This window comes from Enterobacter sp. MALB-1 (genome assembly GCF_041021625.1).
Classification (GTDB): domain Bacteria; phylum Pseudomonadota; class Gammaproteobacteria; order Enterobacterales; family Enterobacteriaceae; genus Enterobacter; species Enterobacter oligotrophicus.
The window spans coordinates 4,217,083-4,231,172 of sequence record NZ_JBDPJL010000001.1 but is presented as its reverse complement, the minus strand read 5'-3'; the positions used below and the strand labels follow the sequence as shown (position 1 = coordinate 4,231,172).

At 53.2% G+C, this 14,090-nt stretch carries 10 protein-coding genes; 6 read left to right on the top strand and 4 right to left on the bottom strand.

The features are described from left to right. Positions 1 to 89 precede the first annotated feature (89 nt). From rplK to rpoC, 6 genes are all read left to right on the top strand, one after another. On the top strand, positions 90 to 518 hold the full coding sequence (rplK, locus tag ABGB15_RS20290) for a 50S ribosomal protein L11 (protein ID WP_008503452.1): 429 nt from the start codon (positions 90 to 92) through the stop codon (positions 516 to 518). Between the two features lie 3 nt (positions 519 to 521). Then, positions 522 to 1,226 carry a 50S ribosomal protein L1 gene (gene rplA / locus ABGB15_RS20285; protein WP_006810530.1) on the top strand — a complete coding sequence of 235 codons (705 nt, stop codon included), beginning with the start codon at positions 522 to 524 and terminating at the stop codon, positions 1,224 to 1,226. A gap of 290 nt (positions 1,227 to 1,516) precedes the next feature. Next, entirely contained in the window at positions 1,517 to 2,014 is a 498-nt protein-coding gene (gene rplJ, locus ABGB15_RS20280) for a 50S ribosomal protein L10 (protein WP_003862338.1), read from the top strand. Positions 2,015 to 2,080: 66 nt separating this feature from the next. Further along, complete coding sequence (gene rplL / locus ABGB15_RS20275; protein WP_002445276.1) at positions 2,081 to 2,446, top strand: 50S ribosomal protein L7/L12; 366 nt, start codon at positions 2,081 to 2,083, stop codon at positions 2,444 to 2,446. A 319-nt stretch (positions 2,447 to 2,765) separates the two neighbouring features. Beyond that, positions 2,766 to 6,794, top strand: a complete 4,029-nt coding sequence (gene rpoB / locus ABGB15_RS20270; protein WP_014882065.1) for a DNA-directed RNA polymerase subunit beta — start codon at positions 2,766 to 2,768, stop codon at positions 6,792 to 6,794. A 76-nt stretch (positions 6,795 to 6,870) separates the two neighbouring features. After that, complete coding sequence (gene rpoC, locus ABGB15_RS20265; RefSeq protein WP_152082998.1) at positions 6,871 to 11,094, top strand: DNA-directed RNA polymerase subunit beta'; 4,224 nt, start codon at positions 6,871 to 6,873, stop codon at positions 11,092 to 11,094. A gap of 146 nt (positions 11,095 to 11,240) precedes the next feature. Here the strand turns inward: rpoC and ABGB15_RS20260 are convergent, their stop codons facing one another. From ABGB15_RS20260 to thiG, 4 genes are all read right to left on the bottom strand, one after another. Beyond that, on the bottom strand, positions 11,241 to 11,558 hold the full coding sequence (locus ABGB15_RS20260) for a PTS lactose/cellobiose transporter subunit IIA (protein WP_014168157.1): 318 nt from the start codon (positions 11,556 to 11,558) through the stop codon (positions 11,241 to 11,243). Then, positions 11,558 to 11,866, bottom strand: coding sequence for a PTS sugar transporter subunit IIB (locus tag ABGB15_RS20255; protein ID WP_010425948.1), 309 nt, complete (start codon positions 11,864 to 11,866; stop codon positions 11,558 to 11,560). Before ABGB15_RS20255 ends, ABGB15_RS20260 begins: the two co-directional genes overlap by 1 nt. 323 nt (positions 11,867 to 12,189) lie before the next feature. Further along, positions 12,190 to 13,323 (bottom strand): 2-iminoacetate synthase ThiH, encoded by a 1,134-nt coding sequence (gene thiH / locus ABGB15_RS20250; protein ID WP_215723903.1) that lies wholly within the window; start codon positions 13,321 to 13,323, stop codon positions 12,190 to 12,192. Continuing rightward, on the bottom strand, positions 13,320 to 14,090 hold the full coding sequence (gene thiG, locus ABGB15_RS20245; protein ID WP_215723902.1) for a thiazole synthase: 771 nt from the start codon (positions 14,088 to 14,090) through the stop codon (positions 13,320 to 13,322). Before thiG ends, thiH begins: the two co-directional genes overlap by 4 nt.

Below are 14,090 nucleotides of genomic sequence, written 5' to 3'. Positions count from 1 at the left end.
TTTTGTTTTTATGGGTTATGGCCCGTAAAACGATTTTTATTCACGGGGAGCCTCCCTGAGGCGCTATTACCCAATCAGAGGATTTTAGAATGGCTAAGAAAGTACAAGCCTACGTCAAGCTGCAGGTTGCAGCTGGTATGGCGAACCCAAGTCCACCAGTTGGTCCAGCTCTGGGTCAGCAGGGTGTGAACATCATGGAATTCTGTAAAGCGTTCAACGCAAAAACTGAATCCCTGGAAAAAGGTCTGCCAATCCCAGTCGTAATCACTGTTTACGCTGACCGTTCTTTCACTTTCGTTACCAAAACCCCTCCAGCAGCTGTTCTGCTGAAGAAAGCGGCGGGTATCAAGTCTGGTTCCGGTAAGCCGAACAAAGACAAAGTGGGTAAAATTTCCCGCGCTCAGCTGCAGGAAATCGCGCAGACCAAAGCTGCCGACATGACTGGTGCCGACATTGAAGCGATGACTCGCTCCATCGAAGGTACTGCACGTTCCATGGGCCTGGTAGTGGAGGACTAAGAAATGGCTAAACTGACCAAGCGCATGTCCGTGATCCGTGACAAAGTTGATGCGACCAAACAGTACGACATCAACGAAGCTATCGCTCTGCTGAAAGAACTGGCAACTGCTAAGTTCGTTGAAAGCGTTGACGTTGCCGTTAACCTGGGCATCGACGCTCGTAAATCCGATCAGAACGTTCGTGGCGCGACTGTACTGCCACACGGTACTGGCCGTTCCGTTCGCGTAGCTGTATTTGCTCAGGGTGCAAACGCTGAAGCTGCTAAAGCTGCCGGCGCTGAACTGGTAGGTATGGAAGATCTGGCTGATCAGATCAAGAAAGGCGAAATGAACTTTGACGTTGTTATTGCTTCTCCAGATGCAATGCGCGTTGTTGGCCAGCTGGGCCAGGTTCTGGGTCCACGCGGCCTGATGCCAAACCCGAAAGTCGGTACTGTAACCCCTAACGTTGCTGAAGCGGTTAAGAACGCTAAAGCAGGTCAGGTTCGTTATCGTAACGACAAAAACGGCATCATCCACACCACCATCGGTAAAGTGGACTTTGACGCTGACAAACTGAAAGAAAACCTGGAAGCTCTGCTGGTTGCGCTGAAAAAAGCAAAACCAACTCAGGCGAAAGGCGTGTACATCAAGAAAGTTAGCATCTCCACTACCATGGGTGCAGGTGTTGCAGTTGACCAGGCTGGCCTGAGCGCTGCTGCAAACTAATGCCTTTACGTGGGCGGTGATTTTGTCTACAATCTTACCCCCCACGTTTGCTAACGAAAGTTAGCGGCTAAAAGATTTGTTCGTTGGAGCCTGGCCTATCCAGGCCTCCGTCGAAGACCGCAGGTGTTTCGCAAGAGACTTAATCCCCTGCGTAGACGGTGACAGAACGCTAAGATTATTTTTAATACTCTGGCTTGTTTCTGCTCACCGTATTAAGACGCTCTTCCCGTTGGGTTGAGTGAAGTGAGTTCCGGAACATGAGTTCCGGCAAACATCCAGGAGCAAAGCTAATGGCTTTAAATCTTCAAGACAAACAAGCGATTGTTGCTGAAGTCAGCGAAGTAGCCAAAGGCGCGCTGTCTGCAGTAGTTGCGGATTCCCGTGGCGTTACTGTAGACAAAATGACTGAACTGCGTAAAGCAGGTCGTGAAGCTGGCGTATACATGCGTGTTGTTCGTAACACCCTGCTGCGCCGCGTAGTTGAAGGTACTCAGTTCGAGTGCCTGAAAGACACGTTTGTTGGTCCGACCCTGATTGCATACTCTATGGAACATCCGGGCGCTGCTGCTCGTCTGTTCAAAGAGTTCGCGAAAGCGAATGCAAAATTTGAGGTCAAAGCTGCAGCCTTTGAAGGTGAGTTGATCCCGGCATCGCAAATCGATCGCCTGGCAACCCTGCCGACCTACGAAGAAGCAATTGCACGCCTGATGGCAACCATGAAAGAAGCTGCGGCTGGCAAACTGGTTCGCACTCTGGCTGCTGTACGCGATGCAAAAGAAGCTGCTTAATCGCAGTTATCTTTATAAAGCATTTGCTTACGTATAAACTTATTCTGATTTTCAGGAACAATTTAAATGTCTATCACTAAAGATCAAATCATTGAAGCAGTAGCAGCTATGTCCGTAATGGACGTTGTAGAGCTGGTTTCTGCAATGGAAGAAAAATTCGGTGTTTCTGCTGCTGCTGCTGTAGCTGTAGCTGCGGGCCCGGCTGAAGCTGCTGAAGAAAAAACTGAATTCGACGTAATTCTGAAAGCTGCTGGCGCTAACAAAGTTGCTGTTATCAAAGCAGTACGTGGCGCAACTGGCCTGGGTCTGAAAGAAGCTAAAGACCTGGTAGAATCTGCTCCAGCTGCGCTGAAAGAAGGCGTGAGCAAAGACGACGCAGAAGCACTGAAAAAATCTCTGGAAGAAGCTGGCGCTGAAGTTGAAGTTAAATAAGCCAACTTTTCTGGTTGCAGCCTGAGTAATCAGGCTGATGGCTGGTGACTTTTTAGTCACCAGCCTTTTTGCGCTGTAAGGCATCAGTAGCATTTCACACTGTTTGACTGCTGATTGTCCTGACAATGCTTGTTTCTATCGACGACTTAATATACTGCGACAGGGTGCTCGCTCTGTGTAAATCGCAATGAAATGGTTTAAGCGTGATAGCAACAGGTATTGCGGAAAGTATTCAATTTTCCGGTCCACAAAATGGTGTTGCACAAACTGTCCCTTCGTCGGACAGATGGGTCGACTTGTCAGCGAGCTGAGGAACCCTATGGTTTACTCCTATACCGAGAAAAAACGTATTCGTAAGGATTTTGGTAAACGTCCACAAGTTCTGGACATTCCATATCTCCTTTCTATCCAGCTTGACTCGTTCCAGAAGTTTATCGAGCAAGATCCTGAAGGGCAGTACGGCCTGGAAGCAGCCTTCCGTTCCGTGTTCCCGATTCAGAGCTACAGCGGTAACTCCGAGCTGCAGTACGTCAGCTACCGCCTTGGCGAACCGGTGTTTGACGTTCAGGAATGTCAGATCCGTGGCGTGACCTATTCCGCACCGCTGCGCGTAAAACTGCGTCTGGTGATCTACGAGCGCGAAGCGCCGGAAGGCACCGTTAAAGACATTAAAGAACAAGAAGTCTACATGGGTGAAATTCCACTCATGACAGACAACGGTACTTTCGTTATCAACGGTACTGAGCGTGTTATCGTTTCCCAGCTGCATCGTAGCCCTGGTGTCTTCTTCGACAGCGATAAAGGTAAAACGCACTCTTCCGGTAAAGTACTGTATAACGCACGCATCATTCCTTACCGTGGTTCCTGGCTGGACTTTGAGTTCGATCCGAAAGACAACCTGTTTGTCCGTATCGACCGTCGTCGTAAGCTGCCTGCAACCATCATTCTGCGTGCGCTGCAATATACCACTGAGCAGATCCTGGACCTGTTCTTTGAGAAAGTGATCTTTGAAATCCGCGACAACAAGCTGCAGATGGAGCTGGTGCCGGAACGTCTGCGTGGTGAGACCGCGTCGTTCGACATCGAAGCCGACGGCAAAGTGTATGTGGAAAAAGGTCGCCGTATCACCGCGCGCCACATCCGCCAACTGGAAAAAGATGATATCAAACACATCGAAGTTCCGGTTGAATACATTGCAGGAAAAGTAGCCGCGAAAGATTACGTTGATGAATCAACTGGCGAGCTGATCTGCCCGGCTAACATGGAGCTGAGCCTGGATCTGCTGGCTAAGCTGAGCCAGTCTGGCCACAAACGTATCGAAACGCTGTTCACCAACGATCTGGACCACGGTCCTTATATCTCTGAGACTATCCGCGTCGACCCAACGACCGATCGTCTGAGTGCGCTGGTTGAAATCTACCGCATGATGCGTCCTGGTGAGCCACCAACTCGCGAAGCGGCTGAAAGCCTGTTCGAGAACCTGTTCTTCTCCGAAGACCGCTACGATCTGTCCGCTGTGGGTCGTATGAAGTTCAACCGTTCTCTGCTGCGCGATGAAATCGAAGGTTCCGGTATCCTGAGCAAAGACGACATCATCGAAGTGATGAAGAAGCTCATCGATATCCGTAACGGTAAAGGCGAAGTGGACGATATCGACCACCTCGGCAACCGTCGTATCCGTTCCGTAGGCGAAATGGCGGAAAACCAGTTCCGCGTTGGCCTGGTGCGTGTAGAGCGTGCGGTGAAAGAGCGTCTGTCTCTGGGCGATCTGGATACCCTGATGCCTCAGGATATGATCAACGCCAAGCCGATTTCTGCAGCAGTGAAAGAGTTCTTCGGTTCCAGCCAGCTGTCTCAGTTCATGGACCAGAACAACCCGCTGTCTGAGATTACGCACAAACGTCGTATCTCTGCACTCGGCCCAGGCGGTCTGACCCGTGAACGCGCAGGCTTCGAAGTTCGAGACGTACACCCGACCCACTACGGTCGCGTATGTCCAATCGAAACGCCTGAAGGTCCGAACATCGGTCTGATCAACTCCCTGTCCGTGTACGCACAGACGAACGAATACGGTTTCCTTGAGACCCCGTACCGTAAAGTGACTGACGGTGTTGTAACCGACGAAATTCATTACCTGTCTGCTATCGAAGAAGGCAACTACGTTATTGCTCAGGCGAACTCCAACCTGGATGACGAAGGCCACTTTGTAGAAGATCTGGTTACCTGCCGTAGCAAAGGCGAATCCAGCTTGTTCAGCCGCGACCAGGTTGACTACATGGACGTATCCACTCAGCAGGTGGTTTCCGTCGGTGCGTCCCTGATCCCGTTCCTGGAACACGATGACGCCAACCGTGCATTGATGGGTGCGAACATGCAACGTCAGGCCGTTCCAACTCTGCGTGCTGATAAGCCGCTGGTTGGTACTGGTATGGAACGTGCTGTTGCCGTTGACTCCGGTGTTACTGCAGTGGCTAAGCGTGGCGGTACCGTTCAGTACGTCGACGCATCCCGTATCGTTATTAAAGTTAACGAAGACGAGATGTATCCAGGCGAAGCGGGTATCGACATCTACAACCTGACCAAATACACCCGTTCTAACCAGAACACCTGTATCAACCAGATGCCTTGTGTATCTCTGGGTGAGCCAGTTGAGCGCGGCGACGTGCTGGCAGACGGTCCGTCCACCGACCTCGGTGAACTGGCGCTCGGTCAGAACATGCGCGTAGCGTTCATGCCGTGGAACGGTTACAACTTCGAAGACTCCATCCTCGTCTCTGAGCGTGTGGTTCAGGAAGATCGTTTCACCACCATCCATATTCAGGAACTGGCATGTGTGTCCCGTGACACCAAGCTGGGGCCAGAAGAGATCACTGCCGACATCCCTAACGTGGGTGAAGCTGCGCTCTCCAAACTGGATGAATCCGGTATTGTTTACATCGGTGCGGAAGTGACCGGCGGTGACATTCTGGTTGGTAAGGTAACGCCGAAAGGTGAAACCCAGCTGACGCCAGAAGAGAAGCTGCTGCGTGCAATCTTCGGTGAGAAAGCGTCTGACGTTAAAGACTCTTCTCTGCGCGTACCAAACGGTGTTTCCGGTACGGTTATCGACGTTCAGGTCTTCACTCGTGATGGCGTTGAGAAAGATAAGCGTGCGCTGGAAATCGAAGAGATGCAGCTCAAACAGGCGAAGAAAGACCTGTCTGAAGAACTGCAGATCCTCGAAGCAGGTCTGTTCAGCCGTATTTATGCGGTGCTGGTTGCCGGTGGCGTTGAAGCTGAGAAGCTCGACAAACTGCCACGCGATCGCTGGCTGGAACTGGGCCTGACCGACGAAGAGAAACAAAATCAGCTGGAACAGCTGGCTGAGCAGTATGACGAACTGAAACACGAGTTCGAGAAAAAACTCGAAGCGAAACGCCGCAAAATCACTCAGGGCGACGATCTGGCACCAGGCGTGCTGAAGATTGTTAAGGTGTATCTGGCTGTTAAACGTCAGATCCAGCCTGGTGATAAGATGGCAGGTCGTCACGGTAACAAGGGTGTTATCTCTAAGATCAACCCGATCGAAGATATGCCGCACGATGCTAACGGTACGCCGGTAGATATCGTACTGAACCCACTGGGCGTACCGTCTCGTATGAACATCGGTCAGATCCTGGAAACCCACCTGGGTATGGCTGCGAAAGGTATCGGCGATAAGATCAACGCCATGCTGAAACAGCAGCAGGAAGTCGCGAAACTGCGCGAATTCATCCAGCGTGCCTACGATCTGGGTACCGACGTTCGTCAGAAAGTCGACCTGAACACCTTCAGCGATGAAGAAGTGCTGCGTCTGGCAGAGAACCTGCGCAAAGGTATGCCAATTGCAACGCCGGTATTCGACGGTGCAAAAGAAGCTGAAATTAAAGAGCTGCTGCAACTGGGTGGTCTGCCAACGTCTGGTCAGATTACGCTGTTTGACGGCCGTACCGGTGAACAGTTCGAACGTCCGGTAACCGTAGGTTACATGTACATGCTGAAACTGAACCACCTGGTCGACGACAAGATGCACGCTCGTTCTACCGGTTCTTACAGCCTGGTTACTCAGCAGCCGCTGGGTGGTAAGGCTCAGTTCGGTGGTCAGCGCTTCGGGGAGATGGAAGTGTGGGCGCTGGAAGCATACGGCGCAGCATACACCCTGCAGGAAATGCTCACCGTTAAGTCTGATGACGTCAACGGTCGTACCAAGATGTATAAAAACATCGTGGACGGCAACCATCAGATGGAACCGGGCATGCCAGAATCCTTCAACGTACTGTTGAAAGAGATTCGTTCGCTGGGTATCAACATCGAACTGGAAGACGAGTAATTCTCGCTCAAACAGGTCACTGGTGTCGGGTTAACCCCCGACACCAGATTGTGCTAACTCCGACGGGAGCAAATCCGTGAAAGATTTATTAAAGTTTCTGAAAGCGCAGACTAAAACCGAAGAGTTTGATGCGATCAAGATTGCTCTGGCTTCGCCAGACATGATCCGTTCATGGTCTTTTGGTGAAGTTAAAAAGCCGGAAACCATCAACTACCGTACGTTCAAACCTGAGCGTGACGGCCTTTTCTGTGCGCGTATTTTCGGGCCAGTAAAAGACTACGAGTGCCTGTGCGGTAAGTACAAGCGCCTGAAACACCGCGGTGTGATCTGTGAGAAGTGCGGCGTTGAAGTGACCCAAACCAAAGTACGCCGTGAGCGTATGGGCCACATCGAGCTGGCGTCTCCGACTGCTCACATCTGGTTCCTGAAATCTCTGCCGTCCCGTATCGGTCTGCTGCTGGATATGCCGCTGCGCGATATCGAACGTGTTCTGTACTTCGAATCTTATGTTGTGATCGAAGGCGGGATGACGAACCTGGAACGTAACCAGATCCTGACCGAAGAACAGTATCTGGACGCGCTGGAAGAGTTCGGTGACGAATTCGACGCGAAAATGGGTGCGGAAGCTATCCAGGCCCTGCTGAAGAGCATGGATCTGGAGCAAGAGTGCGAAACGCTGCGCGAAGAGCTGAACGAAACCAACTCCGAAACCAAGCGTAAAAAGCTGACCAAGCGTATCAAACTGCTGGAAGCGTTCGTTCAGTCTGGTAACAAACCAGAGTGGATGATCCTGACCGTTCTGCCGGTTCTGCCGCCAGATCTGCGTCCGCTGGTTCCACTGGATGGTGGTCGTTTCGCAACGTCGGATCTGAACGATCTGTATCGTCGCGTTATCAACCGTAACAACCGTCTGAAACGTCTGCTGGATCTGGCTGCGCCGGACATCATTGTACGCAACGAAAAACGTATGCTGCAGGAAGCGGTAGATGCCCTGCTGGATAACGGTCGTCGCGGTCGTGCGATCACCGGTTCTAACAAACGTCCTCTGAAATCTTTGGCCGACATGATCAAAGGTAAGCAGGGTCGTTTCCGTCAGAACCTGCTCGGTAAGCGTGTTGACTACTCCGGTCGTTCTGTAATCACCGTAGGTCCTTACCTGCGTCTGCATCAGTGCGGTCTGCCGAAGAAAATGGCACTGGAGCTGTTCAAACCGTTCATCTACGGCAAGCTGGAGCTGCGAGGACTCGCCACCACCATCAAAGCCGCGAAGAAAATGGTTGAGCGTGAAGAAGCTGTCGTTTGGGATATCCTGGACGAAGTGATCCGCGAACACCCGGTACTGCTGAACCGTGCACCAACCCTGCACCGTTTGGGTATCCAGGCATTTGAGCCAGTCCTGATCGAAGGTAAAGCTATCCAGCTGCACCCGCTGGTTTGTGCGGCCTATAACGCCGACTTCGATGGTGACCAGATGGCTGTTCACGTACCGCTGACGCTGGAAGCCCAGCTCGAAGCACGTGCGCTGATGATGTCTACCAACAACATCCTGTCTCCAGCGAACGGTGAACCAATCATCGTTCCTTCTCAGGACGTTGTATTGGGTCTGTACTACATGACCCGTGACTGTGTTAACGCCAAAGGCGAAGGCATGGTGCTGACTGGCCCTAAAGAAGCTGAGCGTATTTACCGCGCTGGCCTGGCCTCTCTGCATGCGCGCGTTAAAGTGCGTATCACCGAATACGAAAAAGATGAAAACGGCGAATTCGTTGCGAAAACCAGCCTGAAAGACACGACCGTTGGCCGTGCCATTCTGTGGATGATCGTACCGAAAGGTCTGCCTTTCTCCATCGTCAACCAGGCGCTGGGCAAGAAGGCTATCTCCAAAATGCTGAACACCTGTTACCGCATTCTGGGCCTGAAGCCGACCGTTATCTTCGCTGACCAGACAATGTACACCGGCTTTGCTTATGCAGCGCGTTCAGGTGCATCTGTTGGTATCGATGACATGGTCATCCCGGAGAAGAAACACGAGATCATCTCTGAAGCGGAAGCTGAAGTTGCTGAGATCCAGGAGCAGTTCCAGTCTGGTCTGGTCACCGCAGGCGAACGCTATAACAAAGTTATCGATATCTGGGCAGCGGCGAACGATCGTGTATCCAAAGCGATGATGGATAACCTGCAGACCGAAACCGTGATTAACCGTGACGGCGTTGAAGAGCAGCAGGTTTCCTTCAACAGCATCTACATGATGGCCGACTCCGGTGCGCGTGGTTCCGCAGCACAGATTCGTCAGCTGGCAGGTATGCGTGGTCTGATGGCGAAGCCAGATGGCTCCATCATCGAAACGCCAATCACCGCGAACTTCCGTGAAGGTCTGAACGTACTCCAGTACTTCATCTCCACGCACGGTGCGCGTAAAGGTCTGGCGGATACCGCACTGAAAACGGCGAACTCCGGTTATCTGACACGTCGTCTGGTTGACGTTGCGCAGGATCTGGTCGTCACCGAAGACGATTGTGGCACCCTCGAAGGTATCACCATGACCCCGGTTATCGAGGGCGGTGATGTTAAAGAGCCACTGCGCGATCGCGTTCTGGGTCGTGTAACTGCGGAAGATATTCTGAAGCCGGGTACGGCAGACATTCTGGTTCCACGCAACACGCTGCTGCACGAACAGTGGTGTGACCTGCTGGAAGCGAACTCTGTTGACTCAGTGAAAGTGCGTTCCGTTGTATCCTGTGACACCGACTTTGGTGTATGTGCACACTGCTACGGTCGTGACCTGGCGCGTGGCCACATCATCAATAAAGGTGAAGCCATCGGCGTTATCGCGGCACAGTCCATCGGTGAGCCGGGTACACAGCTGACGATGCGTACGTTCCACATCGGTGGTGCGGCATCTCGTGCGGCTGCTGAATCCAGCATCCAGGTGAAAAACAAAGGTAGCATCAAGCTCAGCAACGCGAAGTCTGTTGTTAACTCCGCAGGCAAGCTGGTTGTGACCTCCCGTAACACCGAGCTGAAGCTGATCGACGAATTCGGTCGTACCAAAGAGAGCTATAAAGTGCCTTACGGTGCGGTTATGGCGAAAGGTGATGGCGAGCAGGTTGCCGGCGGTGAAACCGTTGCAAACTGGGACCCACACACCATGCCGGTTATCACCGAAGTAAGTGGTTTCATCCGCTTCACTGACATGATTGACGGCCAGACCATTACTCGTCAGACCGACGAGCTGACCGGTCTGTCTTCTCTGGTGGTTCTGGATTCTGCTGAACGTACTACCGGTGGTAAAGATCTGCGTCCTGCACTGAAAATCGTTGATGCTCAGGGTAACGACGTTCTGATCCCTGGTACTGATATGCCTGCGCAGTACTTCCTGCCAGGTAAAGCGATTGTACAGCTGGAAGATGGCGTACAGATCAGCTCTGGTGACACCCTGGCGCGTATTCCTCAGGAATCCGGCGGTACCAAGGACATCACCGGTGGTCTGCCACGCGTTGCGGACCTGTTCGAAGCACGTCGTCCGAAAGAGCCGGCAATCCTGGCTGAAATCAGCGGTATCATCTCCTTCGGTAAAGAGACCAAAGGTAAGCGCCGTCTGGTGATCACGCCTGTAGATGGCAGCGAGCCGTACGAAGAGATGATTCCTAAGTGGCGTCAGCTCAACGTGTTCGAAGGTGAACGTGTAGAACGTGGTGACGTGGTTTCCGATGGTCCAGAAGCGCCGCACGACATCCTGCGTCTGCGTGGTGTGCATGCTGTTACCCGTTACATCGTTAACGAAGTACAGGACGTATACCGTCTGCAGGGCGTTAAGATTAACGATAAACACATCGAAGTTATCGTTCGTCAGATGCTGCGTAAAGCAACCATCGAAAACGCGGGCAGCTCCGACTTCCTGGAAGGCGAGCAGGTTGAATACTCACGCGTCAAGATCGCTAACCGCGAGCTGGAAGCGAATGGCAAAGTCAGTGCGACCTTCGCACGTGACCTGCTGGGTATCACCAAAGCGTCTCTGGCAACCGAGTCCTTCATCTCTGCAGCATCGTTCCAGGAAACCACGCGTGTCCTGACCGAAGCGGCTGTTGCAGGTAAACGTGATGAACTGCGCGGTCTGAAAGAGAACGTTATCGTGGGTCGTCTGATCCCGGCGGGTACCGGTTATGCGTACCACCAGGATCGTATGCGTCGTCGTGCTGCGGGCGAACTGCCAGCAGCACCGCAGGTAACTGCTGAAGATGCCTCCGCGAGCCTGGCAGAACTGCTGAACGCAGGTCTGGGCGGTTCCGACAACGAGTAATCGTTGATGCCCGGTAATAAACATTACCGGGCATGTGCCTCGTAGGTCGGGTAAGCGTAGCGCCACCCGACAATAAAAAACCCGCCTCGGCGGGTTTTTTTATGCTGTTTTGTAGGCCTGGTAAGCGTAGCGCCACCAGGATTTATTCAGTTAATCAGCGGCAAACGACGATAAAGCTCAATCATATCGCCCGCCAGATCCTGGATAACCATCGCGTTCATCAGGTGGTCCTGAGAGTGAACGGTAATCAGGTTTACCGGCAGCTTCCCGGTTCCTTCATCAAGCCCGATGAGTTGAGTCTGAATCGTATGCGCATGCTTCACATATTCGCGCGACTCTTCCATCGCTTTTTCAGCTTCGTCAAAGTCACCTTTGCGTGCCATCTGTAACGCCGTCAGGGCCGCACTACGCGCCGCACCTGCGTTGACCAACAGTTCCATGATCGTTGTTTCTAAGTCTTCCATTATGACTCCAGCAGCTTGAGCGCTTTTTCCAGTACGGCATCACCTTTCATCATGCCGTAATCCATCATATCGATTACCGCGACTTTCTTGCCTAGCGGGTCGGCCTGCGCCTGAAGTTTTGCCTGTTCGTATTTAACCTGTGGCCCCAGTAATACGATGTCGGCCGTCGCGATGTTGTCTTTAAACTCCGCGACCGGAACGGCTTTAATGGTTACTTCGACCCCTTTTTTCTGCGCGGCATCTTTCATACGTTGAACCAGCATGCTGGTTGACATTCCCGCTGCACAGCATAAAACGATGTTCTTCATAGTCAGCCTCGATCTACATGTGTTTATTGATAATTATCCCGTGCAGACCGCTTCAACAACCGCTTTACCGCGATTGTGTGTCAGGCATCACAAAGAAATCGGCAATTTACTGAAACCGGTTACAATTTTGTATCGAAGAGCGTCAGGGCTGTTGAAACCGGCCTGAAGCGTGAAGGCAGGGCGAAACGAGGAAGAAACTTTTCGCCCTGGTCAGCTTCCGTTGCTGACCCTTTTAGCATAAAAAAACCGGGCGTCAGCCGACAATCACCCGGTTAATGTCTTACGAGCCGCTTCGTAACCTTTCCGTTGCTTTACATTGTGTTTCAGCGTAATTGCGAGGCTCTTCCCAGCCAGCTATCCCAGTCTTTCCAGACGGGTTGTAGCCCTTGCGCTGTCAGGGCTTCTGCAACCGCTTCCGGGCGTCGATCGTCATGCGGGGCAAACTGCTCCAGCTCCGGATGGTTGTCGGCGTAGCCGCCTGGTTGTGTTTTGGAAAAGGCGCTGACGTTGTTTATCGCCAGCGGGATCACCCGATCGCGGAACGCGGGTGATTCACGCGTTGAGAGCGATAATTCGACCTCTGGCGCGAACAGACGAAACGCGCAGATGGTTTGCACCAGTTGCCTTTCATCCATCAGCGAAGCAGGTTCAACTCCCCCCGTACACGGGCGCAACCGTGGAAAGGAGATCGAGTAGCGGCTCTGCCAGTAGTGTTGCTGCAGCCATAGCAGATGCTCTGCCACCATATAGCAATCCACTCGCCAGCTGTCAGACAAGCCTGTCAGGGCACCAAGACCAATTTTGTCGATACCGGCCCGGCCCAGCCTGTCCGGCGTTTCCAGCCGAAACACGAAATCCTGTTTATTACCCTTCAGATGGTGACGGGCGTACGTCGCCTCGTGATACGTCTCCTGATAGACCATAACGCCATCGAGCCCGAGGGTTTTTAGCTCTGCGTATTCGTCCTGTGACAGAGGCTGCACTTCCATCTGTAACGAGGAAAATTCACGGCGAATGGCGGGCAGGTGCTGGCGGAAGTAGTCCATCCCGACCTTGCCCTGATGCTCACCCGTTACCAGCAGGAGATGCTCGAAGCCCATCTCCCGAATGGCTGCACACTCGCGCGCGATTTCGTTTTCGTCCAGCGTTTTGCGCTTGATGCGGTTGCTCATGGAAAAGCCGCAGTAGGTACAGTCATTGGCGCACAGGTTTGAAAGATAGAGCGGGACGTAAAAGCTCACCGTGTTGCCAAAGCGCTGGCGTGTGAGACGCTGTGCGCGCTGTGCCATCGGTTCCAGGTATGCGCTGGCCGCCGGGGAGAGCAGGGCCATCATGTCTTCGCGGGACGGATGACGGGCATTTAACGCCCGCTCCACGTCAGCATGCGTTTTGCCGTTGATGCGCAGGCGAATATCGTCCCAGTTAAGCTGCCGCCAGCGATCGGTAAATGTGGTCATGAGAGTGTCTCCAGAAACCCGGTCAGCGGGCTGGTGGCCTGCGCCTGAAAACTGCGCGAGCCGGGGCCAGACTGCCGCGCCAGTAAACCTGCGTCCACCGCCAGGCGGAAGGCGCGCGCCATCATCACCGGATCGTCAGCGACGGCAATCGCCGTGTTCACCAGCACCGCGTCAGCACCCATTTCCAGAGCTTGGGCGGCATGGCTTGGTACGCCGATGCCAGCGTCAACCACCACCGGCACGGTGGCCTGTTCGATGATAATTTCCAGCATCGCGCGGGTCTCCAGCCCCTGATTAGAGCCAATAGGTGCGCCCAGCGGCATGACGGCCGCGCAGCCAACTTCCTCCAGACGTTTACACAGGACGGGGTCGGCACCGCAGTAGGGCAGCACGGTAAACCCTTGTTGCACCAGCTTTTCCGCGGCTTTCAGGGTTTCGATTGGGTCAGGCAGCAGCCAGCGTGCATCCGGGTGAATTTCCAGCTTCAGCCAGTGCGTACCGAGGGCTTCACGTGCCAGTCGGGCGGCGAAAATTGCCTCTTCAGCGGTTTTGGCACCGGAGGTGTTTGGCAGCAGCATGACGCCCGCTTCCAGCAGCGGTGCCAGAATAGCATCACTGTGATGACGCAGATCCACGCGCTTCAGTGCCAGCGTTACCAGTTGGCTGCCGCTTTCACGAATGGCATCCACCATCAGCTGCGGCGAGGCGAATTTCCCGGTTCCGGTAAACAAATGCGAATCAAAGACTTTATCGGCAATACGTAACAT